A 25,392-nucleotide genomic window follows, 5' to 3' on the forward strand; every position below is an offset into this window, starting at 1 on the left:
GGCCCGGCGGGGGCCGTTCGCGCAGTTCCCCGCGCCCCTGAATGTCGAGCGCCGTTCAGGCGCGATACGGGGGTGCAGGGGGCGGAGCCCCCGCCCGGGGTCCGGGGCGGAGCCCCAGGGGGCCGGGGCTGTGGGGGCCGTCTCATCGGGCGGACCCGGGGGACCGGGCGGGGCGGAACCGGATACGCTCCCGGACGTGGCTGAGATCCAGATTCCCGCTGACATGAAGCCCGCCGACGGCCGTTTCGGCGCGGGCCCCTCCAAGGTGCGTACGGAGGCGCTGGACGCCCTGGCCGCCACCGGCACCTCCCTCCTCGGCACCTCCCACCGCCAGGCCCCGGTCAAGAACCTGGTCGGCGAGGTGCGCCAGGGCGTCCGGGACCTCTTCTCCCTCCCCGAGGGCTACGAGGTGATCCTGGGCAACGGCGGCTCCACCGCGTTCTGGGACGTCGCGACGCACGGCCTGATCGAGAACAAGTCCCAGCACCTGAACTTCGGCGAGTTCTCGTCCAAGTTCGCCAAGGCGGCCAAGCTCGCGCCGTGGCTGGCCGAGCCGACCGTGATCAGCAGTGACCCGGGCACCCACCCGGACCCGAAGGCCGAGGCGGGCGTGGACGTGTACGCGTTCACGCACAACGAGACCTCGACCGGTGTCGCCGCCCCGATCAAGCGCGTGGCCGGCGCCGACGAGGGCGCCCTCGTCCTGGTGGACGCGACCTCCGGCGCCGGCGGTCTGCCCGTCGACATCACCGAGACGGACGTCTACTACTTCGCCCCGCAGAAGTCGTTCGCCTCGGACGGCGGCCTGTGGCTCGCCGCGTTCTCGCCCGCCGCCCTGGAGCGCGCCCAGCGCGTCCACGCGAGCGGCCGTCACGTGCCCGAGTTCTTCTCGCTGCCGACCGCGATCGACAACTCGCTGAAGAACCAGACGTACAACACCCCCGCCCTGTCCACCCTGTTCCTGCTCAACGAGCAGCTGAAGTGGATCAACGGCCAGGGCGGTCTCGACTGGGCGACGGGCCGCACCGGCGCCTCCTCGCGCACCCTGTACGGCTGGGCCGAGGAGTCCAAGCACGCCTCCCCCTTCGTCACGGACCCGGCGAAGCGCTCGCAGGTCATCGGCACGATCGACTTCGCGGACGACATCGACGCGGCCGCGGTCGCCAAGGTGCTGCGCGCGAACGGCATCGTCGACACCGAGCCGTACCGCAAGCTCGGCCGCAACCAGCTGCGCGTCGCGATGTTCCCGGCGATCGACCCGGCCGACATCGAGGCCCTGACGGCCTGCGTCGACTACGTCATCGAGCAGCTCTGAGCATCCCGCGGCAGGCATCTCGCCTCCGCACACGAGGGCCCGGCACCGGTCACGGTGCCGGGCCCTCGTGCGTGCCCGGGTGCCCGGATACCGGGATCCGCGCCGGGACCTACGTCCCAAAAATGCAGGTAAAGCGGGCGTATGGGGTGGGTCATGAGCGCAGCGGCCGGGCCGTTCGCGGGGCCGGGACCTTCGGCAGGGCCCGTCCGGCGGTGCTCGTACCGGCGAAACCAAAGCGCGCGGCAACTCCTCCTTATCGGTGCATCCGGTGAACAGCCGGACAAAAAGGGAGAATTGATTATGCGCAAGGCATTCACCGCTTCCGCCGTCGTCGTCGCCACGGCGCTCGCCCTCGCCGCTCCGGCCACCGCGTTCGCCGCCGGGACCGCGTCCGCGTCCCCGACCGACTCCGCGTCCCCCTCCTCCGGCTCGGCCTCCCCGAGCTCCTCGGCCTCGCCCTCGGGTTCCCCGACGCCCACGCCCTCCGCCCCGAGCGTGACGCTGTCCTCGGACACGGGCCGCCCCGGCGACAAGATCACGATCACCATCCGGCAGAGCGGCCACAAGGGCACCGCCCACGTCGTGTCCAAGGCGTTCGGCGGCCGGGTGAACCTGGCCCCGGACGCGAAGGCGACCGGGGTGTGGCACGGCACGGCGACCGTCGCCAACTACCCGCGGGACTACTTCGGCGTCCAGGCCTTCGTGGACGGCAAGCTCTTCGACACGGTCAAGTTCACCGTGGGCGAGCCGAGGGACGACCACAAGGACGACCACCACGGCAAGGGCGACCACGACACGACGCCCCCGCCCGCCCCGCACCACGACACGACGGCCCCGCGCCACCACACGGCACCCAAGGGCGGGGTGAACACCGGCATGGCGCCCGCCCCCGAGGACCACGCCGCGACGAACTCCGCGCTCGCCCTCGGCATCACCGGCATAGGCGCGAGCGCGCTCGGCGGCGCGGGTCTGCTCAACCGGCGCGGCCGGAAGCAGGACTGAGCGCGTGACCGCCCGCACCCCCTCCGCACGCCCGGGCGCCCGAGCCCCCTACCGCCACTCCCGCCGGGGCGCCCGCGCCGCCGCCCTGGCGGTGACCGCCGCCCTCGCGGTGGCACTGGCCGCGACCGGATGTTCCCGGGGCGACGGCGGCGCGGCGGGCTCGCGCGCGGCGGCGGACGTCACCCCCGTACCGGCGCTCGCCGCCTCCGTTCCGGACCGCGTCACCATCCCGGACATCAAGGTGGACGCCCCGCTGGGCGAGGTCGGCCTCGCGGCGGACGGCACGATGCGGACCCCGCCGTTCGACCGGCCCCAGGAGGCCGACTGGTACGAGGAGGGCCCCACTCCGGGCGAGCGCGGACCGGCCACGATCGTGGGCCACATGGACACGGCCGATACGCCCAAGGCGGTCTTCCACGACCTGGCCGGGCTCAAGAAGGGCGAACGGATCGAGGTGCACCGCAAGGACGGCGCCGAGACCGTGTTCGCGGTGGACTCGGTGGACACCTTCAAGAAGGACGACTTCCCGACCCAGAAGGTCTACGGCGCCACCGACCGGCCCGAGCTGCGCCTGATCACCTGTGGCGGGTCGCTGACCAAGGACCGCCACTGGGACTCCAACGTCGTCGTCTTCGCCCATCTGACGGGCAAGGCGTAGTGCCTCCGGCGGGCGTCGGGGCGCGGGCACCGGCCCGCGCCCCGGCCGCCCCGCACGGCCAATAACCGCCCTATCCCGCAAGGGAGTTGCTCCCTACCATCCAAAGCGATCCGGCGCGTACCGCACCACGCCCGGACCGGTCCGAAGGTTTGACATGTCCATGCCTCAACTATGTCTCTTCGAAGACGTACCGGGGCCATGGGCGCTCGGCTGGACTCCCCACATCCACGCAAGGCCACCGACAACCGATCGGAGCATCATGCCCGGTGCACTTCTCGCAGGCGGCGCGACCGCGGCGTTCCTCGCCTCCACGCTCTTCACCCAGGCGGCCCCGGCCGCACCCTCCTCCATCGTCGCGCCGCCCGACAAGATCGTGATCGAGGTCGCGACCGTCAACGGCTCCGGCTGTCCGATCGGCACCGCCGCGGTCGCCGTCGCCCCGGACAACACCGCCTTCACCGTCACCTACAGCCAGTACATGGCCCAGGTGGGCGCCGGCGCCAAGCCGACCGACTTCCGCAAGAACTGCCAGCTCAACCTGATCGTGCACGTCCCCTCGGGCTTCACCTACGCCGTCGCGAGCGCCGACTACCGCGGCTACGCCCACCTGGAGAGAGGGGCGAGCGCCACCCAGAAGGCCTCGTACTACTTCCAGGGCTCGCCCGACACGGCGAGCAGAACGCATCCGTTCAACGGCGCCTACGACGACGACTGGCAGGCCACCGACTCCACCGACTGGGGCCAGCTCGTGTGGGCCCCCTGCGGCGTGCAGCGCAACTTCAACATCAACACCGAGCTGCGGGTGAACCTCGGCACCTCGGACCCGAAGACCAACAGCTTCATGGCCATGGACTCCACCGACGGCGACATCCAGACCGTCTACCACCTGGCCTGGCAGGCGTGCCCGCCGCGGCGCTGAGCCGCGAACGCCGGGGCCCGCGCCCGCGCGGCGCGGGCCCCTCAGCCGGGCCGCCGCCGCAGCATCCGCTTCGCGCCCAGGCCGAGCACGGTGGCGCCCGCCAGAACCATCGCGCCGAGCAGAAAGTTCCCGCGACTCGCCCCGCCACCCGAACGGGTGGAACTGCCGCCCGCCGAGGGCGACTTGGCGCCGTCCTCCTTGAGGGGGACTCGCACCACCTCACTGTCGGCGCCCTCCGAACCGACCATCAGGGCGCTGCCGTCGGGGGTGTACGTCACCGATTCGGACTGCCCCTGCACGGGCGTGCCCGGTACGGCGTGCCAGTCGCCGAGCGGGTCGCCGGCGCCGCCCTTCCAGGCGTATTCGGCCAGCGCCAAGTAGCCCCGCAGCGCCAGCTTCGTACCGTCCGGCGAGAAAGCCCCGTCGGTCACCCAGGGCACCTCGCCGACCCGGCGGAAGACGTTCGTGCCGGTGGCGGACAGCCTGGCCGGGCCCTCGTAGAGGCCGCCGCCGCCCTCCCGCTTGGAGGCGATGTAGACCCGGCCGGTCTTCGGATGGACCATCAGCGCCTCGGCGTCGCGCGGCCCGTCGGCGTACTGGACGGTGAACTGCGTGGCCTTGACCGTCTGGTCCCTCAGCTGGGCGGGCTCATGGAAGCGGTAGATCCAGACGTGGCTCCAGGAGCCGTCGAGGTTGTCCCCGATGTCACCGACGTACAGGTCGCCGTCGGGCCCGATCGAGATCGCCTCCACATCGCGCGGGCGCCCGACGCCCTCCAGGGTGATCCGGGCGAGGGTCTGCCCGGTCCGCGCGTCGACGGCGTAGACGTAGGGGCCGTCGCCGCTGTCGTTGTGCGTCCAGTAGACGCCCGGGTGGGCGCGGCTCGCGGCCAGGCCGCTGGACTCCTTGATCCGGGGGTCCTTGATGGTGAACCCGCCGTCGTCGGCCGCCGCCGGCCCCGCCGCACACACCAGGACCAGCCCGGCCACCCCGCACACCCTCCACAGCGAACGCATGCCCCCAGTGTCCACGGCCGTCTCAGGACGCCGTCGGGGTGCCCACCGCGCCACGTTGCGCCCTGGGTGTCCGCCCTGCCCCGCCGTCACCGTGTCCGGGGTGTCCACCGTCACGTCGCCGCCCGGCGTACCGATCGGTAATGATGACCCCCATGCGTTTTCTCTTCGTCGGCGACTCCATGACCATCGGATGCCCCGGCGACTTCACCTGGCGCTACCGCATGTGGCGCCACCTCGAGACGTCCTTCGACGGCCCGTACGAGATCGTCGGGCCGCGCACCGCGCTGTACGACCCGGCGGCCGGGGCGGCCGTCTCGCACACGTACGCCGACCCCGGCTTCCCGGCCGCCGCCCGCCGTCACCTCGCGGGCTGGGGCGAGGGCTGGCTGCACATGGCGCCGGTGATCGGCCCGGCGGTCGCCGAGGGCCGCGCGGACGTGCTGCTCGTCTCGCTCGGCCTGATAGACCTCGGCTTCTACACGGACGCCGTCCAGACCGCCGCCAACGTGCGCGCGTTCGTCGAGGGCGCCCGGGAGGCCAACCCGCGGATCCGTGTCGTGGCGCTGCCCGTCATCCCGAACATCCGGGCCGAACAGGACGCGCCGTTCGCCGCCGAGGTGGACCGCTTCAACGTGCTGCTCGCCAAGTCGGTCGCCGACCTCGACACGGCCGCCTCGCCGCTGCTGCTCGCCCCGGTCGCGGACACGTACGACATCCACCGGGACACCTACGACGGTACGCATCCGGGGCCGAGCGGCGAGCACAAGCTGGCGGCCGCGTTCGCGGACGCGCTGCACGGCGCCTGGGAGCTGGGCGGGCGCTACGCGCCGTAGGAGGCCCAGTTCCGGACCGCGAACCTGCTTCCCTCGCGCAGGACTTCGAAGGCGCCGGGGCCGCCGAAGTGCGCCGGCACGACCAGTTCGCGCTCGTCGGCGGCCCGGCCCAGGATGCGGTGACGGGTCGCCTCGGCCCGCGTCCCGTCCTCGCAGAAGCAGCTGTTGTGCGACGGGTGGGCGATCTGTACCGGGCTGTGCAGCAGATCGCCGACGAACACGGCCCGCTCGCCGCCGGATTCGAGCCGCAGCACGGACGAACCCGGGGTGTGTCCGGGCGCGGCCTCCAGGACGAGGTTGTCGTCGATGCGGTACTCGCCCTCCCACAGCACGGCCTGCCCGGCCCGCACGACGGGCGCGACGCTGTCCTCGAACAGGGCCACGTCGTCCGGGCGCATGGCCCGCCCGTTCGCCGGGTCGAAGTGGGCGTGGTCGGCGGCCGGCATGAGGTAGGTGGCGCGGGGGAACGCGGGTGCCCACACGCCGGGCCCCTGCCCCACCGTATTCCAGCCGACGTGGTCGGCGTGCAGATGGGTGTTGACGACGACGTCGACGTCCTCGGGCCGCACCCCAGCGGCCGCCAACTGGCCCAGGAAATCGGTGTTCCGGTGGTGGAACATCGGCATGCTGGGCCGTTCGCGCCCGTTGCCGACGTTGGTGTCCACGAGGACGGTCCGGCCGCCGCTGCGCAGGACCCAGGTCTGGAGCGCCCCGATCCACTGGTCGCCGTCCCGCTCCCAGAAGTGCGGCGCGAGCAGCTCCTCGTGTTCCTTCCACGTCTCGATCCCGGCCCCGGGCACGATCCTGCGGGCGGGCCCGAAGGCGCCCTCCCACTCCACGACCCTGATGATCTCGACCTCGCCCAAGGTGATGCTCCGCATGCCCCGCCGCCTTCCGCTCGCCCCACGCCGTCGCTCGCCGTCGCTCGCCGTCCGTCGGTTCGACCCTAAGCGGCCCGGAGTGAGCCGTTCAATGCTTCCTCGGCTCATCCGAATACGCGGACGTCTCACCGTCCGGCGGCTGCCGCCTAAGCTGGCGGCATGGACCTGGTGAGCGACGCGATCTCGGCGGTACGGGTGGGGCGGCCCTCCTCCACCAGGCTGCGCGTGGGCGGGAGTTGGTGCGCCCGGCTCGACCCGTACGAGGGCGCGGGCTTCCACGTGGTCCTGGAGGGAAGCTGCTGGATGCGGACGGAGGGAGGATCGGCGGTCGCCCTCGCCACGGGCGACGCGGTGCTGCTTCCGCACGGCAGCGGGCACGTCATCGCCGACCGCCCGGCCGACCCGGCCACCCTCGCCGGAGCCGTCGACTTCGCCACGTGGTCGCGCGCGGCGGCCCCCAACTCCCGCACAAACAGCGGGGATACGGAGCTGCTGTGCGGAAAGTACCGGCTCGACCGGCGCCACACGCACCCCCTCATGGCCGACCTGCCGGACCTCGTGCACATCCCGAACCGCCCCGGCCACCACGACGAACTACGCGCTGCCATCGGCCTGTTGGGCCGCGAGGTGGGCGCCACGCACCCCGGCTCGGCCGTCGCCCTGCCGAGCCTGCTCGATCTGCTGCTCGTCTATCTCGTACGGGCCTGGATGGCGGACAGCACCACCGCGCGCTGGCCGGCCGCGCTGCACGACCCGGTGGTGGCCGCGGCCCTGCACGCCCTGCACGAGGACCCCGCCGCCGGCTGGAGCAACGAGCGCCTCGCCGCCCAAGTCGGCGTGTCCCGGGCCACGTTGGCGCGCCGCTTCACCGCACTGGTGGGCCGCCCGCCGATGGCGTACCTCACCTGGTGGCGCCTCACCCGGGCGGCGGCGCTGCTGCGCACCACACCGGACGCGCTCGACGCGATCGCCCCGCAGGTCGGCTACAGCACCCCGTACGCCCTGTCGCACGCCTTCAACAGGCAGTACGGCACGACGCCGGGGCGCTACCGGGCCGGGCTCACGGCGTGAGGACGAGCTTGCCCCGGGTGTGACCGCCCTCGCTCAGTTCCAGGGCCTTGGCGGCCTCGGCGAGCGGGAACGTCTCGGCGTGCCGGACGCGCAGCCTGCCCTCGGCGGCGAGCCGGGCATGGGCCTCGAAGACCGGCACCGGGTCCGCCATGGCCTGGCCGCTGAACGGGACGCCGTGCTCGGCGGCGGCCGTGTCGGCGATGGTGACGATGCGCGTGGCGGTGCCGCCGCGCAGCTCGATGGAGTCGGGCAGCGCCCCCTTGCCGGCCGCGTCGTACACCGCGTCGACGCCCTGCGGCGCCACCTCGCGCACCCGCTCGACCAGGCCGGCCCCGTACGCCAGGGGGATCGCGCCCAGCTCGCGCAGGAAGGCGTGGTTGTCCGGCGAGGCGGTACCGATCACGGTGGCGCCCCGGGCCACCGCGAGCTGCACCCCGACCGAGCCGACGACGCCCGCGGCTCCGTGCACCAACAGGGTCTCCCCGGCGGCCAGTTCGAGCTGGTTCAGGACCCGCTCGGAGGTCTCGCCCGCGATGGGGAGGGCCACGGCCTGCTCCCAGGTCAGCCCGGACGGCTTGGCCACGACATGGGTGGCCAGGGCGTACTCGGCGTAGGCGCCGGTGTCCGAGTGTCCGAACACCTCGTCGCCGACCGCGAACGCGGTGACGCCCGGGCCCAGTTCGTCGACGACGCCCGCCAGCTCAAGACCCGGGATCGCCGGGAAGGTCACCGGGAAATTGTGGCGCATCCAGCCGTTGCGGATGCGGTAGTCGACCGGGTTGACGCCGGCCGCGGCCACCTTCACCCGCACCTGGCCGGGACCGGGGCTGGGCTTGTCCGCCTCGCCCAGGGCCAGCACCTCGACGCCGCCGAACCGCTCGTAGACGATCGCTTCCATCACAACTCCTCGCATCGCTCGCCACGTCATGGCCGGCGTGGTGGATCCAGCGTCCATCGCCTCCCCGCCCGATCCGGCCCGCCCAACGGCCAGTTCGACCTGGCCGCAAGACGGGGCACGCACGGCAGCGGCGACCGTACGCTGGGGCGATGGAGCCCCGCACGAGCCGCACCGCACCCGCCGCCGCCCATGCCGCGACGCCCGCCGCCCTCGTGCTAGCGCGCGCCGCGGAACTGGTGCGCGGCCCGATGCACGAGATCCTGCCGACCCTGTCCGCGGCACTCGCCCCGCTGGCCGCGCACACGGTCGCCGCCGAGCTGTCGGGCCAGTGCGCGCACTCGCCGTTCAAGGTGCACGTGCCGCACGGCGACGCGGGGTCGGCCCCCCGGATCACCGTCGCCGACCTCCAGGCGCTCGGCCCCCGCGTCACCCCCGGCCACCCCTGGCAGGGCACCGCCGTGATCGGCGGCGCGGAGCGGGCCGTGGTCGCGGTCGCGAGCGAGGCCGCGCCGATGGCCGGGCAGCCACCGCTCCTCGTCCTCGTACGCACCTCGCCCGGCGCCCTGTTGACGGACGCGGACGCGGAGACCGCACAGCAGCTGTGGGACCTGGCGACCGGACACCGGGCCCGCCTCACGTCCGAGGCCGTGCCGGGCGCCCTCGCCCAGTCCCGGTCCACCGCGGCCGAGCGGGCCCGCGTGATCGCCGAACTCGGCGAGGCCCACGAGGCCGCGCTCACCGCGCTGCTCGGCGTGCTGCGCAGCAAGAGCCTCGACGACCGGGAGGCCCGCTCGCGCGCCGTCGACCTCTCGGTGTCCGCCCTGGTCGCGGTGCGCACCGAGGCCGACCGCAACCAGGAACTCACCGAGGAGCCGGCCGCCGAGGCCTTCGCCCGGCTCGCCGACTCCCTCAAGCCTCTGCTCCGCCACAGCGAGGTGCGCCTCGAATGCGCGCCCCCGGAGGCGGAGACCGCCGAGACATCCATCGCGGCGGACGTCGCCCACCTCGCCCGCGCCGCCGTACGCGCCGTCGTCCTCGCCATGGCCGGCCAGCAGGGGGTGGGCCGCATCCACGTCCGCTGGCGGCTCGCCGACTGCCAACTGACCGCCGCCGTACGGGACGACGGGCCCGGCGAGCTGCCGCGCGCCGCCCTCGACACCCATCGCGTGGCCCAGCGCCTGGCCGCGCTCGGCGGCACCCTCGCCGTGGACGCGCTGCCCGGCTGGGGCACCACCGTCACCGCGACCCTGCCGCTCGGCACGGCCCCGGGCCCGCGCCTCGACCCGCTGTCCGGGCTGCATCCGCGCGAGGCGGAGGTGCTCGGCCATCTCGCCCAGGGCCACCGCAACCGGACGATCGCCGAGGAGCTGCACATCAGCGAGTCGACGGTGAAGTTCCACGTCGCGAACATCCTGGCCAAGCTCGGGGTGAGCTCCCGGGGGGAGGCGGCGGCGATGCTGCACGCGGTGGCATAGGACCCGGCCCGGCCCGCTCGGGCCCGCCGGGGCCCGCTCCGGCCCGCCGCCGGGGCGGCTGCGGGCCGTTGTCAGTGCCGGGTGCGACCCGGCCGCCGGGGCGGCTGCGGGCCGTTGTCAGTGCCGGGTGCCAGACTCGATCGCGTGAACGAACGGTGGGCCATCGAGGCGACCGAGGGCGGCGGGGCACGGCTCGCACCCCTGGGGGACGACGGGCTGCCCACGGGCCCGGTCCGCGAGGAGGCCGACCTGATCGCGGCCGTCCGCCGGCGCCCCGAGGTCGGCCGCTGGGTGTGGCGCTCCACCGCCGGGATCTACCCCCGGCTGCTCGCCGCCGGTGTCCGGATCGAGCGGTGCTACGACATCGAGGACGCCGAGCTGCTGCTGCTCGGCCACGAGGGCCGCTCCGGCGAGCCCCGCTCGGCCGCGGCCGCCTGGGCCCGCCTGCACGACAGACCCGTACCGGCCGACCCGCCCCCACGCGCGGCCGAACCGGGCTCGCAGTCCTCCCTCTTCGAGCCCCAGAGCAGCTCGGGGCTCCCCTTCGACGCGCTCCTCGAGGTGTACGCGGACCAGCAGCGCCGGCACGACCGCGCCGAGCACCCGGGGCGGATGCGGCTGCTCACCGCGTCCCAGTCGGCGGGGATGCTGGTCGCCGCCGAGATGAACCGGGCGGGCCTGCCGTGGCGGGCCGACGTCCACCGCGCGCTGCTGCACGGCCTGCTCGGCGAGCGCTACGCGAGCGGCTCCCCGCGCACCGGGAGCGGCGGCGAGCCGCGCCGTCTGGCCGAGCTCGCCGACCAGGTGTCGGCGGCGTTCGGGCGGCGCGTCCGGCCCGACCTGCCCGCCGATGTGGTCAAGGCGTTCGGAGAGGCCGGGATCCGCCTCAGGTCGACGCGGCGCTGGGAGCTCGCCGAGGTCGACCACCCCGCCGTGGAGCCCCTGATCGAGTACAAGAAGCTGTACCGGATCTGGACCGCGCACGGCTGGAGCTGGCTCCAGGACTGGGTGCGCGAAGGCCGCTTCCGCCCCGAGTACACCCCCGGCGGCACGGTCAGCGGCCGCTGGACGACCAACGGCGGCGGCGCCCTGCAGATCCCCAAGGTCATACGGCAGGCGGTCGTCGCCGACGACGGCTGGCGCCTGGTGGTGGCCGACGCCGACCAGATGGAACCCAGGGTGCTCGCCGCGATCTCCCGGGACCGGGGCCTGATGGAGGTGGCGGGACACGACGGCGACCTGTACACTTCGCTGTCCGACCGGGCGTTCTCCGGCGACCGCGAACACGCCAAGCTGGCCCTGCTGGGCGCGATCTACGGCCAGACCTCGGGCGACGGCCTGAAGAACCTGGCGGCCCTGCGAAGACGCTTCCCCCTCGCGGTGGCGTACGTGGACGACGCGGCGAAGGCCGGCGAGGAAGGCCGCCTCGTACGCACCTGGCTCGGCCGGACCAGCCCGCCCGCCGCCGGCGCCGGCGAGGCCGACGAGGCGGGCATCCCGCAGGAGCAGGAAGTCCAACTGCCCGGCGCGGGCGGCGAGTTCACGCCCGGCTACGCCTCCAGCGACGCCCGGGCACGCGGCCGGTTCACCCGCAACTTCGTGGTGCAGGGCAGCGCCGCCGACTGGGCCTTGCTGCTGCTCGCCGCGCTGCGGCAGGCGATCTCCACGGCCGGGCTCCGGGCCGAGCTGGTCTTCTTCCAGCACGACGAGGTGATCGTGCACTGCCCGGCCGAGGAGGCCGACACCGTGGCGAAGGCGATCCGCGAGGCCGGCGAACTGGCCGGACGGATCGCCTTCGGGACCACACCGGTGCGCTTCCCCTTCACGACGGCGGTGGTCGAGCGCTACTCGGACGCGAAGTAGGGCTGTGGGCGCCCTACTTGAAGGTCGCGCCCGCGCCACGTGAAGGCCGTGCTCGCCCTTCTTGAAGGCCGTGCACGCCCTGCCTGGGGGCCGTGCACGCCCTGCCTGGGGGCTGGCCGTGCACGCCCTGCTCGCGGAACGTGCGCGTCCTACTTGAAGGCGGACCAGTGCGGGTCGAGGGCGATCGTCCGCAGTTCGTCCAGGGTGAGGGCGGGCTCGGCGCGGGTGGCCGGCTTGCTCTGGTTCCCCGTGTTGAAGGCCGATACGACGACCCGGAACCCGTCCGGGCGCACGGTGTCGGCGGTCCACGTCACGACCCCCGCGCCGCCCTTCTCACCCGGCTGCTTGTCCAGGCCGATCCGGGTGCCGTCCGGCAGCGTCGAGAGCTCGCCCTGCGGGGTGACGTCCGACATCCGGGACTGCACGTTGATCTGCACGAGGCTGCTCCCCTTGCCGTCGTCGACCACGGCGAAGGCGAAACCGTCCTGGTTCCCCCGGTCGACGACCTTGAGGCCCCTGCCCGCCGGGAACAGGGCGATCAGCTGCTTCTCGATCGCGCCACCGGTGTCGGCCGGTCTGCCCTGCTTGGGGGCCTCGCCGAGCCCGTCCGCCACCGCGAGCCACTGGGGAGAAGTGGCCAGCGCCTTGAGCTGGGCAAGGCCCAGCGGCGGGGTGTCCCGGGTGGTCGCGGCGCCCTTCTCCGAGGGCGCGTTCCACTCGCTCACGTCGACGAGGGCGCCTTTCGGGGTGAGCAGAACGGCCCGCCACCGCTTGGTCGGCTCGCGCCGGTCGGGGTACTCATAGCCCTGGAACAGCATCAGCCGGGAGCCGTCGCCCAGCTTCTCGGCCGTGCACGCGTCGAAGTCCACGAAGGCCTTCGCCGGGCAGGCGACCTGCTGTCCGCTGGACTCGGCGGCCGGGTCGGCCCTGCTCACCGACAGCGCGATCGCGCCCGCGCCCTTGCCGTCGTCGAACACCACGGACGCGGTCGGCGCGGCCGCACCGGGCCGCTCGGAGGGCGCCGGGTCACCCGGCCCGCTCCCCTGCTCCTCGCTGACGTCGCCCTTGGGCAGCAGCGACTTGAGGAGCTCGACCATCCGCGCCCCGCCGACCTTCCCGGCCACCGCCTGGGCCGGATGCGTCGGCGCGGCCACCGAGGCGCCCCCGCCCCCGTGCCCGTCCTCGCCGCCGACCAGCCCCGAGGCGTACGCGCCGCCGAGGCCCACGGTGGCGAGCGCGAGCACGCTGCCGGTGACGGCGGCCGTCCGGCGTCGGGCCAGGCGGCGCCGGCCCCGCACGAGTCCGGACTCCACCAGGTCGCGCCGGCCGTCGAGTTCGAAGCTGTCCCCGGTGTGGTGCATGGCTTCGCCGAGTCGGTCCTCAAAGGGCATGGCAAACCACACCTTCCTGTTGCGATGACTGAGAGATTTCAATGCCGCCGGACGCCGAGCGCCAACTGGTCGCTCCCATAAGGGCGTTGGGGTCAGGGTGCGGCGTATTCGGCCAGTGATCCGCCGAGCCGCTCGCGCAGCTTGGCCAGGGCGCGCACCGAGCGGGTGCGCACGGCGGCCGAGCTGACGTTCAGAGCGTCCGCCGTCTCCTCGATGCTGCGGTCCTCCCAGTAGCGGAGCACGATGACCGCCCGGTCCTTGGGCGAAAGCCCGCCGAGCGCGTCAAGCAGGGCGACGCGCAAGGCCGGATCGTCACCGGCGGCGACCAGGCGGTCCGGGACCTCACCGAGCGGCCGCTCGGTGGCCGAACGGCGCCGGCGGTGCGTGAGGAAGGCCCGCACGAGCACCGTCTGCGCATAGGCCGCCGGATTGTCGATCCTGGCGACCCGCCCCCACAGCGCGTACATCCGCCCCAGCGTCTCCTGCACGAGGTCCTCGGCGAGGTGGGTGTCCCCGCTGGTCAGCAGGCAGGCGGAACGGAACAGCTGCCCCGCCCGCCCGGCCGCGAACTCCCTGAACTCCTCGGCCCGCGACAGCCGCGAACCCCCCACCGGCCACCCCCGTCCCCCCGACCACACCACGGCTCCGCCCCGCCCCCCGCTCCTCACGCATCCCCCTACACCCCACCGACGCGCTGAACCCCCCACAATGTTTCACCCCACTTTCCGAAGCGTCGGCGCCGGGCCCCCGCAAGCCCAGAACTCACACGCCGTACCCGCCGAACTCGGCCGCGTACTGCTCCGGGAACCCGGTCCACTTGAGCGCGGGGCGGTCCCCGCGACGGGCCCGGTGCAGTGGGCCATCGCCTCGCGCGGGAGCCGGTCCCCCGCCTCCCGCTCCCCCCGGCTCCGGGTCACCGAGGAAGCCGAGGATGCGGTCCGCTTGGGCGGCGGGGAGTTCGGCGCGCTCCGGCCAGTACGGGACGTAGTCCCCGGCCCATTCCGCCTCCTGCGGCACCACACCGTCCAGCTAGGCCGCGACGAGGCGCGCGGTCTCGGCGGCCTGGCCTGCCGCCGGCCGGCCTCGGTGAGCAGGGTCGGTATCTGACGGTCGGTATCTGACCACCGGTGTCTGACAGTTGACGCAGCCCCGCACGTGATCGGTTCGCCATCGGTTCGCCATCGGTTTGCCATCGGCTCGCAGCCGGGCAGCAGACCCTCGAACCTGAAATTTGTTCACTTTCCATTGACAGCGCACACCCCGGGGCCCAAAAGTTCCCCCATGACGCCGCCGCCCCTGCCGCCGCTGCCCTCTTTCCCGCCCGACTTCCTGTGGGGGGTCTCCGCCTCCGCGTTCCAGATCGAGGGAGCCGTGGACGCCGGGGGGCGAGGGCCCTCCGTCTGGGACGCGTTCACCCGGGAGCCCGGCCGGATCAAGGACGGCTCGCACGCGGACGTGGCCACCGATCACTACCACCGCTATCGCGAGGACGTCGCGCTGATGGCCCAACTGGGCGTCGGCGCCTACCGCTTCTCGGTGTCCTGGTCCCGCGTCCAGCCCTCCGGCGAGGGCCCGGTCAACCAGCGGGGGCTCGACTTCTACGACCGCCTGGTCGACGAGCTGTGCGCCGCCGGCATCGCCCCGGTCCCCACCCTGTTCCACTGGGACACCCCGCTCGCCCTGGAGGAGCGCGGCGGCTGGCTCGACCGGGACACGGCGTACCGGTTCGCCTCGTACGCCTCGGTCGTCGCCGAGCGGCTCGGGGACCGGGTCCCGCGCTGGATCACCCTCAACGAGCCCGCCGAGATCACGCTGCTCGGTTACGGGATCGGTGAGCACGCCCCGGGCAAGCGGCTCGTCTTCGACGCGCTACCGGTCGCGCACCACCAACTCCTGGCGCACGGACTGGGAGTTGAGGCGCTGCGCGCGGCGGGGGCGCGGGAGATCGGGATCGCCGCGTCGCACAGCCCGGTGTGGACGGCGGGGGAATCCGAGGAGGACCGTGCGGCGGCCGAACTGTACGACACGTTGATGAACCGTCTCTTCGCCGACCCGATCCTCACCGGCGCCTACCCCGAGGGCTGGGCCGAGTTGATGCCGGGCCCGGTCGCCGAGGACCTGAAGGCCATCGCGGCCCCGCTCGACTGGTACGGGATCAACTACTACAACCCGGCCCTGGTCGGCGCGCCGAAGCCGGACGCCCTCACCAGCCTCGCCGGGATCGAGCTGCCGCCGGACCTGCCGTTCGGCCTGCACGAGATCGAGGGCCGCGAGCGCACCGACTTCGGCTGGCCCGTCGTCCCGGAGGGATTGCACGAGCTGCTGGTCGACTTCCGTGCCCGGTACGGGACTTCACTGCCCCCGGTCGTCATCACCGAGAACGGCTGCTCGTACGGGGACGGACCCGATCCGGCGGACGGCGGCCGGGTCGCCGACGCCCGGCGGATCGCCTACCACGACGGCCATCTGCGCGCCCTGCACCGGGCGATGGCGGAGGGCGTCGACGTGCGCGGCTACTTCGTGTGGTCGATCCTGGACAACTTCGAGTGGGCGGAGGGATATCGGCAGCGCTTCGGCCTCGTCCACGTCGACTACGAGACCCTGGCGCGCACGCCGAAGGACTCCTACGCCTGGTACCGGGACGTGATCCGCGCCGGACGCCCGGGCGGTTCCGGAGGCGCCCGGTGACAGCGGAGCCCGGGGCCGAGGCCCTGGGCGGGCCGGCGGAAAGCGTCGAGGGGGAGCCCGGCGGCCGCTGGGTGGGGGCACTGTCGCTGGCGAATCTCGGGGTGTGGGTGGGCTGGTTCGGCCCGCTGCAACTACTCCTGGCCCGCCAGGCCGAGCACTTCACGCCGGACCACAAGGCCTCAACCCTGGCTCTGGTGACGGGACTTGGGGCGGCCGTCTCGATGGTGGCGAACCCGGTGTTCGGCGCGCTGTCCGACCGTACGACGGCACGGGTCGGGCGGCGCGTCCCTTGGGTGGTGGCGGGCGGCGCGGGCGGGGTGGTGGGACTGCTGGTCCTGGCGTGGGCGCCGGACGTGGCCGTAATGGCGGCGGGCTGGTGCCTGGTCCAGTTGGCCCTGAACGCCTCGTTCGCCGCGCTGACGGCCGCCGTACCGGACCAGGTGCCGCACCGCCGGCGCGGCATGGTGGGCGGCTGGCTCGGCGTGTCCCAGGTGGTCGGCATCCTGGTGGGCACGGCGCTGGCGACGGTGGCGGGCGGCATCACGGCGGGCTATGTGGCGTGTGCGGCCTTCTCGCTCCTGTCGATCGTCCCTTACGTGATCATGCGCAGGGACTCCTCGCTGCCGCCGGGTTCCCAATCCCCTTTCCAGTGGCGGGAGTTCGTGCGGGGCTTCTGGATCGACCCGCGCCGCTTCCCGGACTTCGGGTGGGCGTGGCTGACGCGCTTCCTGATGAACCTGTCGTACTCGATCAGCACGATGTACCTGCTGTACTACCTGACCGACGCGGTGCGCTACACGGGCGACGCGGACACCGGTGTGCTGATCCTGACCGCCCTCGACGCGGTGACGCTGCTCGGCACGGTGGTGATCAGCGGTGTCTGGTCGGACCGTACGGGCCGGCGCAAGGTCTTCGTCGTGTGGTCCGGGCTCGTCATCTCCGCGGCGACGCTGCTGCTCGCGGTGTGGCAGACGTGGACCGGGGCGGTGGTGGCCTCGCTGGTGCTCGGCGTCGGGTACGGGGTGTACACCTCGGTCGACTTCGCGCTGCTCACCGACGTGCTGCCGAGCGCCGCCGACCGGGGCCGGGACCTCGGCGTGATCAACATAGCCAACGCCCTGCCCCAGGTCCTGGCCCCGGTCGTCGCGGCCCCCGTCGTCACCCATCTCGGCGGATACGGGGTCCTGTACGCGCTGGCGGGCGCGATCGGGGTGGGCGGGTCGGTGCTGGTGGGGCGGATTCGTTCGGTGCGGTGAGGCGGGGCGGGGCTGGCTGGGCCGGCGGCCCGGTCGGCGGGCCGGGAACCCCGGAGCGGGGGGGCGAGGGGGCCGGGGGGCGAGGGGGCCAGGGGCTGGACAACGGGGCCGGCGTCCGTCATGATCATTTTACTAACCCTTGACCCTTCTTCGCGACCTCTGCTAAACAGTCCAATGTCTTGAACGGAGCCCCGATCGGGCCTTGAATGGCGCCTTGCGGGATGCCGTGCGGGACGTGGCGGACACGGCCGTTCCGGACGGGACTTCGACCTGGCCAACTGGGCCATGGGAAGCAGAAGTTGAGGCTTCCGGCAGCAGGAGGGCGGATTCGATGGACGGCGTTCCGCGCGTGCCCGGCCCCCTACCGGCGGCGGCATGCCGGGCGCCCCGCCCCCGCGTCGTCGTCACCGGCCTCGGCGCGGTCACCCCGCTCGGCCTCGGCGCCGAGGTGCTCTGGCAGGGGCTGCTCGAAGGGCGCTCGGGCGTCCGCCCGCTGGAGGGTGAGGAGTTCGCCGACCAGCCCGTACGCATAGCCGCGGCCGTCCCCGTCGACCCGGCCGAACTGCTGCCCAAGCCGCAGGCCCGGCGCATGAACCGCGCGGCCCAGTTCGCGGTCCTCGCCGCGCGCGAGGCCTGGCGCGACGCGGGGTTCGCCCCGTCCGGCACCGCCGCCAGCGGCATCGCCGCGGAACGCGTCGGGGTCTCCCTCGGCACCATCATCGGCGGCGCCCGCGTGCTGGTCGACGGCGACCGGCGGCTGCGCGACAAGGGGCCGCGCGCCATGTCGCCGCTCACCGCCCCGATGACCGTGCCCTCGCAGGCGGCGGCCCAGGTCTCGCTCGACCTGCGGATCACCGGCGAGGCGCGCACGATCGTGAGCGCCTGCGCCTCGGGCACCGAGGCCATAGGGCAGGCCATCGACCGCATCCGGCAGGGACATGTGGACGTCGTGCTCGCGGGGGGTGCCGAGGCGACCATCACGCCGGCCGTGATGGCCTCGTTCGCCGCCATGCGCGCGCTGTCCACCCGCAATGACGAGCCCGCCGAGGCGTCGCGGCCCTTCGCGAAGGACCGGGACGGGTTCGTGCACGGGGAGGGCGCCGGAGTCCTCGTCCTGGAGCTGGAGGAGCACGCCCGGGCGCGCGGCGCCCGCATCTACTGCGAGGCCGCCGGCTGGGGTCTTTCGGCCGACGCCCACCACCTCGCCGCGCCGGACCCGTCGGGCGACGGGGTCGTACTCGCGCTGCACCGCGCGCTCGCGGACGCCGGATCGGGCCCGGCCGACGTCGTCCACATCAACGCGCACGCCACCGCCACGCGGGAGGGGGACCTCGCGGAGGCCGTCGCACTGCTCAGGCTCCTCGACGAACGCCCCGCCGACGCCCCCGACGTCCCCGTGACGGCCGTCAAGGGCAACCTGGGCCACCTCCAGGGCGCGGCGGGCGCGGTGGAGGCGGTGGTGGCCGCACTCACCCTGCACCACGGCCGCATCCCGCCGACGCGCGGCTGCGAAGTCATCGACGCGGCCTGCCCGTTGGACGTCGTCACGCGCACACCCCGTCCGCTGTCGCCCAGCGGGGACATCGTCCTGAGCAACTCCTTCGGCTTCGGCGGCCACAACGCGGTACTCGCCCTGCGGCGCGCGGGTGCCGGCCCTCTGTCGGCCGAGGGGACGGGGACGGGCCGCCCGGGGGGCGAGGGTACGGGGACGGGCCCCTTGGGGAGCGCGGGTACGGAGACGGGCCGCCCGGGGGGCGAGGGTACGGAGTCGGACTCCTTGGGTACCGGCGGCCCGGGAACGGGCCCCTTGGGGACTCACGGCCCGGGGACCGAAGGCCTGGGGGCGGACCGCTTGGCGGACCTCGCGCACGAACTCGCCGACGTGGTCTACACGGCGTACCGAACGGCCTTGTCGTACGGCATCGATCTGGACGCGGTGATGGCCGAGGCCCACCGGGCCCCCGACTCCGAAGCGGGCTCCGAAGCGGGCTCCGCACCGGGCTCCGCCTGATCCAGGGGCACTGCCAGCGGGAGGGGGAGGGGGAGCGGCAGGGGCTGGGGGATGGCCGCCGCCATCAGGCGCAGCGCGTCGGACTCGTCGGCACTGGCCGGGATGACCAGCAGGTCCCACCTGCCCCTGCCGGGTGCGAGCAGGCAGACCGTGTCCGGGGCGTGCCGGGCGGTGGCGCGGTGCAACTGGATGACGTGGTTGGCGAGCAGGATCCGGCCGGGAAAGGCGGACCACATGGCGGCGTTCACGGTCGCGTGCGCGATCTGCGGCCAGCTGTGGGGCAACGCGCGGATCAGGTGCGGCAGTTCGACGGTCAGGTCGTCGGAGCGCGGCCACCAGAGGCCGTCGATGGCCTGCGGGCCGCCTTCGCCCGGCGTCAGCCGGAGGCGTGCCGTGCCGGGTACGGACAAGGGGTGAAGCGGTGTGGTGGTCATGATCGCGGTGCCTCCGGTGCGGGCGATGGTGCCGGGCCTTTCGGTGCTCGGGCGCGGCGGGGTCCCCCTGCTCGGGCGAAGCCGAGAGCTTGGGGGCGGGTGGTCGCAGTGGTGCGGGTTGTGCCGGCTCCCGCCGAAGGGGAGCGGGGCGGGGACCACAGGTTGGCGGCCCGGTCGTGGCGCCGGGGGCAGCCATCCGCCGCCGAGCCCCAGGAACGGCACGACGGCGCTGCCCCCGGCCACCGCCGCGTCCAGCTGCTCGGCGCCGGTGCGCGCGGGCGCCGGGAGGCCGCGGGGGAAGGGCGCCTTCCCGTCGTACGCCTCGGGAGGGGGCTCGTCGGCCTGGCTCGGGGCGGCCGCCGGTGGGGTGGCGGTGAGGGGCTTCCCGCAACTGGCGGACATGTAGGGCTCCTTGGCCTCGGTCGGTTCGCTGCGTTCGATGCGGCCGGGGTCCGGGGCTGCGGGAGTCGAGTTGGGGTGTGGTGCCGGGTGATGGACGCTGCGGCTATCGGTGCGGTTGGCGGCGCACTAGGGGCCGGGGCGGAACCGGCCGAGGTCGGAGTGGCCGGTTCCCCGGACACGTCGGGTCTTATGGAACGGTTGAACCCGTTGAACCCGTTGAACCCGTTGAACCCGTTGGACCCGTTGGATCCGCCGAGCCCGTTGGACGTTGAGCCGCTGGATCGCGTGTGCCGTGCCGACGATGAGGATCATCAGGACGGCGACGGTCAGGAACTCGGTCACGCCGGTCACGCCGGTCACATCCCCATGATGAGACGGCTGGCCGGGACCGGAATCGCGACGCGGGCCGGGGGCGCGCCGCCCTCGTGCTCCCCCGACGCCGAGGCATCCTCCGCCCCGCCCTCCACCGCCGCCCCGAACCGTGCCTCCGCCGCCATGAGCGCGCCGGCGGTCAGTGCCGGCCCCGCCGGGTCGCTCGCGGCGGCCATCAGGCGGGCGGCCGAGGCGGCGGGGGTGTCCGGCGGGATCACCAACAGGTCCCAGCGTCCAACGGTGTTGGACAGCAGGAGCAGCTTGTGCGGATCCTGCTCAGCCTTGAACCAGCCCACCTTCACCACGTGCCCGCGTACGGGCACCTTGCGCGGGACGACGGGCCAGTACCGCGGGTTCACGGCGATACGGGTGACCCGTCCCCACAGCGGGTCGAGTACACCGATGAGTGCGGGGAGTTCAACGGCCAGATCCCGCGATCGCGGCCACCAGGCCCCGTCGAGAAGCCCCCGCGAGCCGTCGCCGCCCTTCAGCGCGACACGGGCGGCCGACGGCGCGCCGGTCTCGTGCGAGGAAAGCCGGATGTCGGGGGTGGCGCCATCAAGACCGGTGCCGATGTCGGTACCGGTAGCGGTGTCGGTGGTCGCGGCCATGTCGCGGACCTGTCTCCGGGTCGATGAAACGCCGCCCGGGATATTCGCTCTCACCGAGAACGACGCCGACGTGGCAGCCAGTGTGCGAAATGCCCTCGATGCGCCCAGGCTACTCCCCCACCCGGCCGGCGGACCGCGAGCAGACCCGAACAAAAGCAAAAGCCCCAGGTCACGGCGAGTGAGTCCTGGGGCTTCTACAGAGCCGCCTTCGGGCCCGGCGTCACTGACCCGGATCTGACGGATCAGCTTCCACGTCTCCGGCTGGCTCGGCTTCCGGCACTGCACTCATCGAATCGCCGGCGCGGTAGTACCGCCAAGCACTCTTGTACTCATTCGGGCTGTCGTCATACATGATCACGTAACCCATGAGGGCCGTGACCTGCCAGCCCTCCGGTGCCTCCGCGGAGATCAAGTGGAAGGCCTCATTGGCCGTCATCGCTGCCGTCGGCACCCGAAGGTGGCGAGCTTTGAACTCCGCCGACTTCCCGTACCTGAAGTTGTACGGGAGGCCGGCCTTGACGGCCTCCATGAGCGCGTGCAGTGACGTCTCACCGGGCTCCAGACCCTCGATCGGTCGATCGAGATCGATGGGAAACAAGACATCGAAGTGGTTCTGCTTCAGGACCGTGCTGTCCCGCTGGCGGCCGGGGTCCTTGTTGCCGAAGCCGTTGTTGTTCCAGGGGATGTCGCCCATGCCCTTGTGGTGGCTGATGAGTAGCTGTTCCGGGGCGAGGGCCGAGAAGTCCTCCGCCACGTACAGGCATGAGAAGGCCATCTCGGACGGGGAGATGTTCCGGCGCCCCGAGATCTTGCGGAGGTGATCGCGAAGGCGGGCCGGCAAGGACTTGTCGGCCTTGCCGACGTAGACGAACTTGCCATTCAGGTAGAGCTGGTAGACCCCGGGCTTCTCCTTGAGTCGCGCGATGGACTCCTCGGTGAGCGTGGCCCTATCCAACCCCTTGAGTGCCGCTGCCAGCTGGTCACCGAGGGCCTTGGTGATGCTCAAGGTGAAGTCCTTGTGGTACTGGGTCCCGTCGTCAGCGCTAACCACCGGCGTCATCCGTCTTACTCCCCTGGTCGACATGATCCCGGGGCACCTTATAGCCGGCCCGTGACCACCAACGGTTCGTCTCCTCAGAATGGCCGGAAGATCCACAACTCCGCGGTATGCTTTTGCAATGGGTGAGCTGCAAGAAGATCCAAAGAGCAATCGCACGGCCGTCGAACTCTTCGCTGGTGCTGGGGGTCTAGCCATGGCCGTACACCGCGCCGGCTTCCGCCCTCTCCTCTTCAACGAGTTCGCCAAGCGGGCGTGCGAGACCTTGGAGGCCAACGGTGCCGCGCGGCTGCCCGAGGGTGAGAAGCCCACTCGGGCGCCTGAGCTCGGCGAACGCGTGCCGCTCGTCGCGGGTGATGTCCAAAATCTCGACATGGACTACCTTGCGGGCGAGGTCGACGTGCTCGCTGGCGGTCCTCCCTGCCAGCCGTTCAGCCTCGGCGGCGTCGCCAAGGGCGACGAGGACAAGCGGAACATGTTTCCGCAGATGTTCAAGGCAGTCCGTCAGATCCAGCCGAAGGCTGTGATCTGCGAGAACGTGCGTGGGTTGCTCAGGCCATCGTTCCGTCGCTACTTCGACTACATCCAGCGCGAACTGGAACTGCCCTTCGAAGAGCGAGCCGATCGCACCTGGGAACAGCATTACGATTACTTGCTGGAGCGGCGCGAGAAGGAGCCGGACGACCCCACGAAGCGGTACGACATCGTCATGATGCCGGTCAACGCCGCTGACTACGGGGTACCCCAAATCCGCAACCGCGTGATCATCGTCGCGTTCCGTCGTGATCTGAACGTCGACATGAACCTGTTCAAGCGGCTCGTGAAACCGACCCACTCCGAGACTGGCCTGTTCCGGTCCATGGAGGACGGAAGTTATTGGGAGCGGCACTCGAATGTGCCCGACCACGTGCGCGAGCGGGTCATGGCTCGCCTCCCGAAGTCCATGCCGATGGACGACGGACTGCTGCCCTGGCACACCCTGCGTGACGCGATCGCCGGCATCGGTGACAACAAGCCGCTACCGGAGGTACCGGATGAGTGGCTCGACCGCACGGAACATCTTCTCGGCGGATTCACCGAACACATTGGCTGGCCCGGAGCTCGCGTCTACGACGGACACACGCCCAACGAACTCGACCGACCCGCGAAAACCGTCAAGGCGGGCGTGCACGGTGTACCTGGCGGGGAGTCGGTCATGCTTCTGGACGAGGTGGTGGCCGACAGGGCCCATGGGGGCGTCCAGTACAAGCACAGGTACATGACGGTCCGTGAAACCGCCCGGGCCATGACCTTCCCGGACACTTGGGAACTCAAGGGCCCCCGCGGGGAAAAAATGCGCCAGTTGGGCAATGCCGTACCCGTCGCCCTCGGAGAGGTCTTCGCCAAGGCGGTTGCCGCCGTGCTCGATGACGCGGAGGAACGCCAAAGGTGAGCGGTCCCACTCGCAGAGCGCAGCGCCGCTGGAAGCACGATCCGCCGCCAATCCAGGCATGGAAGGGGCGCCCCGGGAGGACACGAGCCGCCATCGCGGCTGAACAAGATCGCGCTGCCGGGGGTCGCCACCGCCGCTCCGTAGACCTTGGCGAGGGTCGGCTTGCCCGGGCCTCGGTCGAGCTCAAAGTACTTCCCGACACACGACGCATTCGCGCGTACTTGCGCTGGTCCGACAGTGGCAGGTCTCCCGCCCGCTACCTGGGCCATGTCGAGCACGACACTCGGGCCGCGAATCTTGCCGAGGGCTGGAAGATGGCCTGGGAAAAGGGCCTTCTCCGCGAGGATGTGGCATCAGAGGGGTCTTGGGCTTCCTCTCCAGCGGTACGTGCCTCGATGCGGGGCAACCGGAACAAGGACACCAAGCCCGAGCTACGCCTGCGGTCACTGCTCCACAAACAGGGCCTCCGCTACCGAGTGGCATCACGCCCTCTGCCTGAGCTGCGGCGCACCGCTGATGTCGTCTTTTCGAAGGCCAGAGTCGCGGTCTTCGTCGACGGTTGTTACTGGCATGGCTGCCCGGAACATTTGCGACCTTCCAGCGTGAACGTCGAGTTCTGGCGCGAGAAGATCGCAAGCAACCAGGCCAGGGACTTGGAGACGGACCGCCTCCTGCAAGATGCTGGCTGGACAGTCGTGCGCGTCTGGGAGCACGAGGATCCCGACACAGCTGCCGCACGTGTGATCAGCACGGTGCGAGGCTCGTCACCGAACCAACACTGAACCGTGCCTATGGTTTAGCCACGCGGACTGCGGTTCTCAGTCTTCCTCACCAAACCTACGGAACGCTAGGGTGGGTGAGGGGATGGCCGCAGCGATAAGTAAAATTCAGCGCATGGTCCCCAGCTCCAATGGCACGATGCCTACACACTTCAACCCGTTGGGCATTGATTTGCTCAGCAGAAATCTCCGGGAAGAGATGGACGGGCGCCCTCGCGTTCCCTTGGGAGAGGTGAAGCGCTTCATGGGCGCAGGGCTGTATGCGCTCTACTATAAGGGCGACCTTGAGATCTACAAGGAATTGAAAGATTCCGATTGCCCTATATATGTAGGGAAGGCCGCAGCCGGAAATAGTAGCTACGGCGACTCCCCAAACCTCACCGAGCCCAAGCTATTCGAGCGAATAAACGATCACCGCAGAAGCATTAATGAAGCACCCAACCTTGGCGCCTCGAATTTCGATGTCAGATATCTTACCCTAGATGACATCTGGATAGTCTTGGGGGAACGGGCCCTTCTCCGTACCCACAGCCCCGTTCTTTGGAATACCGTCATGACAGGCTTCGGCGCCAACCCTCCAGGCGGAGGGCGACGGAACGCCCGCTCAGTCTGGGATTCGATTCATCCTGGCCGCCAACGAGCGGCAAATTTGCTGTGCAACCGTAGCTACAGTCGCAACGAGATGAGGAAATTGATCTCAGACGGGATCAAAATTTCCCTCATGCCCGCCAGTCCACAACGCGACCATAAATTGTCGGAGCTTCGCAACCGTCCCGTCAAAACGATTTGGCAGGAGGCGAAGGGATCGGGCGGAGCAAGCAAACCTGTCCACGTGTTCCGGGAGGAAGTATTCTTGGAAGAGAATAGCCACTTCGGAGTGGACACCGATACCATCAATTGGATGTCGATGGAAACGCCAGAGCAGGAAAGCTCACCAACGGTCACGCTGGACACCGTAGAGGACTGAAATCCACGACTGACGGCAGCGCAATTAATTCGGGTGCGCTGCCCATTCTAACGTAAATCCA

At 71.7% G+C, this 25,392-nt stretch carries 22 protein-coding genes and 1 pseudogene; 14 read left to right on the forward strand and 9 right to left on the reverse strand.

Going from position 1 to position 25,392, the window contains the following annotated elements:
• Positions 1 to 196 precede the first annotated feature (196 nt).
• The 4 genes from serC to ACFYZA_RS17255 all read left to right on the forward strand — a co-directional run bounded on the left by serC (position 197) and on the right by ACFYZA_RS17255 (position 3,894).
• Positions 197 to 1,315 (forward strand): phosphoserine transaminase, encoded by a 1,119-nt coding sequence (gene serC / locus ACFYZA_RS17240; RefSeq protein ID WP_382582150.1) that lies wholly within the window; start codon positions 197 to 199, stop codon positions 1,313 to 1,315.
• 300 nt (positions 1,316 to 1,615) lie between these two features.
• Positions 1,616 to 2,317: a hypothetical protein gene (locus ACFYZA_RS17245; RefSeq protein WP_382582152.1), complete on the forward strand. Its 702-nt coding sequence runs from the start codon at positions 1,616 to 1,618 to the stop codon at positions 2,315 to 2,317.
• Positions 2,318 to 2,321: 4 nt separating this feature from the next.
• Positions 2,322 to 2,975, forward strand: coding sequence for a class F sortase (locus tag ACFYZA_RS17250; RefSeq protein WP_388491230.1), 654 nt, complete (start codon positions 2,322 to 2,324; stop codon positions 2,973 to 2,975).
• Positions 2,976 to 3,234: 259 nt separating this feature from the next.
• A complete protein-coding gene (locus tag ACFYZA_RS17255; protein WP_382582157.1) occupies positions 3,235 to 3,894 on the forward strand; it encodes a DUF4360 domain-containing protein in 660 nt (219 codons plus the stop codon).
• A gap of 41 nt (positions 3,895 to 3,935) precedes the next feature.
• On the opposite strand, the gene ACFYZA_RS17260 is transcribed toward ACFYZA_RS17255, so the two are convergent.
• A complete protein-coding gene (locus ACFYZA_RS17260; RefSeq protein WP_388491233.1) occupies positions 3,936 to 4,910 on the reverse strand; it encodes a WD40 repeat domain-containing protein in 975 nt (324 codons plus the stop codon).
• A gap of 152 nt (positions 4,911 to 5,062) precedes the next feature.
• On the opposite strand from ACFYZA_RS17260, the gene ACFYZA_RS17265 reads away from it, so the two are divergent.
• On the forward strand, positions 5,063 to 5,743 hold the full coding sequence (locus ACFYZA_RS17265; protein WP_382582163.1) for a GDSL-type esterase/lipase family protein: 681 nt from the start codon (positions 5,063 to 5,065) through the stop codon (positions 5,741 to 5,743).
• Here the strand turns inward: ACFYZA_RS17265 and ACFYZA_RS17270 are convergent.
• Positions 5,731 to 6,624: an MBL fold metallo-hydrolase gene (locus ACFYZA_RS17270; RefSeq protein WP_388491236.1), complete on the reverse strand. Its 894-nt coding sequence runs from the start codon at positions 6,622 to 6,624 to the stop codon at positions 5,731 to 5,733. The two genes, ACFYZA_RS17265 and ACFYZA_RS17270, sit on opposite strands and share 13 nt — an antisense overlap.
• Before the next feature lie 159 nt (positions 6,625 to 6,783).
• On the opposite strand from ACFYZA_RS17270, the gene ACFYZA_RS17275 reads away from it, so the two are divergent.
• Positions 6,784 to 7,695 (forward strand): AraC family transcriptional regulator, encoded by a 912-nt coding sequence (locus tag ACFYZA_RS17275; RefSeq protein ID WP_388491239.1) that lies wholly within the window; start codon positions 6,784 to 6,786, stop codon positions 7,693 to 7,695.
• On the opposite strand, the gene ACFYZA_RS17280 is transcribed toward ACFYZA_RS17275, so the two are convergent.
• Complete coding sequence (locus ACFYZA_RS17280) at positions 7,685 to 8,593, reverse strand: NADP-dependent oxidoreductase (RefSeq protein WP_388491241.1); 909 nt, start codon at positions 8,591 to 8,593, stop codon at positions 7,685 to 7,687. The two genes, ACFYZA_RS17275 and ACFYZA_RS17280, sit on opposite strands and share 11 nt — an antisense overlap.
• 149 nt (positions 8,594 to 8,742) lie before the next feature.
• Here ACFYZA_RS17280 and ACFYZA_RS17285 point away from each other — a divergent pair, with 149 nt between their 5' ends.
• Both ACFYZA_RS17285 and ACFYZA_RS17290 read left to right on the forward strand, forming a co-directional pair.
• The gene (locus tag ACFYZA_RS17285) at positions 8,743 to 10,068 is read left to right on the forward strand and encodes a LuxR C-terminal-related transcriptional regulator (RefSeq protein WP_382582174.1); all 1,326 of its coding nucleotides are present in this window, start codon (positions 8,743 to 8,745) and stop codon (positions 10,066 to 10,068) included.
• A 144-nt stretch (positions 10,069 to 10,212) separates the two neighbouring features.
• Positions 10,213 to 11,931, forward strand: a complete 1,719-nt coding sequence (locus ACFYZA_RS17290) for a bifunctional 3'-5' exonuclease/DNA polymerase (protein WP_388491244.1) — start codon at positions 10,213 to 10,215, stop codon at positions 11,929 to 11,931.
• A 149-nt stretch (positions 11,932 to 12,080) separates the two neighbouring features.
• On the opposite strand, the gene ACFYZA_RS17295 is transcribed toward ACFYZA_RS17290, so the two are convergent.
• From ACFYZA_RS17295 to ACFYZA_RS17305, 3 genes are all read right to left on the reverse strand, one after another.
• The gene (locus tag ACFYZA_RS17295) at positions 12,081 to 13,322 is read right to left on the reverse strand and encodes a hypothetical protein (protein WP_382582179.1); all 1,242 of its coding nucleotides are present in this window, start codon (positions 13,320 to 13,322) and stop codon (positions 12,081 to 12,083) included.
• A 92-nt stretch (positions 13,323 to 13,414) separates the two neighbouring features.
• Complete coding sequence (locus tag ACFYZA_RS17300) at positions 13,415 to 13,933, reverse strand: SigE family RNA polymerase sigma factor (protein ID WP_388491245.1); 519 nt, start codon at positions 13,931 to 13,933, stop codon at positions 13,415 to 13,417.
• A 151-nt stretch (positions 13,934 to 14,084) separates the two neighbouring features.
• Entirely contained in the window at positions 14,085 to 14,339 is a 255-nt protein-coding gene (locus ACFYZA_RS17305) for a hypothetical protein (protein ID WP_388491247.1), read from the reverse strand.
• 264 nt (positions 14,340 to 14,603) lie between these two features.
• Here ACFYZA_RS17305 and ACFYZA_RS17310 point away from each other — a divergent pair, with 264 nt between their 5' ends.
• The 3 genes from ACFYZA_RS17310 (at position 14,604) to ACFYZA_RS17320 (ending at position 19,277) form a co-directional block, all read left to right on the forward strand.
• Positions 14,604 to 16,010, forward strand: a complete 1,407-nt coding sequence (locus ACFYZA_RS17310; protein WP_388491250.1) for a GH1 family beta-glucosidase — start codon at positions 14,604 to 14,606, stop codon at positions 16,008 to 16,010.
• Entirely contained in the window at positions 16,007 to 17,266 is a 1,260-nt protein-coding gene (locus ACFYZA_RS17315; protein WP_388491253.1) for an MFS transporter, read from the forward strand. Before ACFYZA_RS17310 ends, ACFYZA_RS17315 begins: the two co-directional genes overlap by 4 nt.
• Positions 17,267 to 17,597: 331 nt before the next feature.
• Positions 17,598 to 19,277: a beta-ketoacyl-ACP synthase II gene (locus ACFYZA_RS17320; RefSeq protein WP_388491255.1), complete on the forward strand. Its 1,680-nt coding sequence runs from the start codon at positions 17,598 to 17,600 to the stop codon at positions 19,275 to 19,277.
• 65 nt (positions 19,278 to 19,342) lie between these two features.
• On the opposite strand, the pseudogene ACFYZA_RS17325 reads toward ACFYZA_RS17320, so the two are convergent.
• The 3 genes and pseudogenes from ACFYZA_RS17325 to ACFYZA_RS17335 all read right to left on the reverse strand — a co-directional run.
• Positions 19,343 to 20,113, reverse strand: a pseudogene (locus ACFYZA_RS17325) (DUF5994 family protein); the annotation flags it as partial.
• 356 nt (positions 20,114 to 20,469) lie between these two features.
• The gene (locus ACFYZA_RS17330) at positions 20,470 to 21,096 is read right to left on the reverse strand and encodes a DUF5994 family protein (protein WP_388491258.1); all 627 of its coding nucleotides are present in this window, start codon (positions 21,094 to 21,096) and stop codon (positions 20,470 to 20,472) included.
• Positions 21,097 to 21,316: 220 nt separating this feature from the next.
• Complete coding sequence (locus ACFYZA_RS17335; protein ID WP_388491260.1) at positions 21,317 to 22,102, reverse strand: GIY-YIG nuclease family protein; 786 nt, start codon at positions 22,100 to 22,102, stop codon at positions 21,317 to 21,319.
• 172 nt (positions 22,103 to 22,274) lie between these two features.
• Between ACFYZA_RS17335 and ACFYZA_RS17340 the strand changes: the two genes are divergently transcribed.
• From ACFYZA_RS17340 to ACFYZA_RS17350, 3 genes are all read left to right on the forward strand, one after another.
• Complete coding sequence (locus tag ACFYZA_RS17340; protein WP_388491262.1) at positions 22,275 to 23,585, forward strand: DNA cytosine methyltransferase; 1,311 nt, start codon at positions 22,275 to 22,277, stop codon at positions 23,583 to 23,585.
• 314 nt (positions 23,586 to 23,899) lie between these two features.
• Positions 23,900 to 24,367 carry a very short patch repair endonuclease gene (locus tag ACFYZA_RS17345; protein ID WP_388491550.1) on the forward strand — a complete coding sequence of 156 codons (468 nt, stop codon included), beginning with the start codon at positions 23,900 to 23,902 and terminating at the stop codon, positions 24,365 to 24,367.
• A gap of 112 nt (positions 24,368 to 24,479) precedes the next feature.
• Complete coding sequence (locus tag ACFYZA_RS17350; RefSeq protein WP_388491265.1) at positions 24,480 to 25,331, forward strand: Eco29kI family restriction endonuclease; 852 nt, start codon at positions 24,480 to 24,482, stop codon at positions 25,329 to 25,331.
• The last annotated feature ends 61 nt before the right edge of the window (positions 25,332 to 25,392 follow it).

It is taken from the genome of Streptomyces sp. NPDC001828, from assembly GCF_042892175.1.
Lineage (GTDB): Bacteria > Actinomycetota > Actinomycetes > Streptomycetales > Streptomycetaceae > Streptomyces.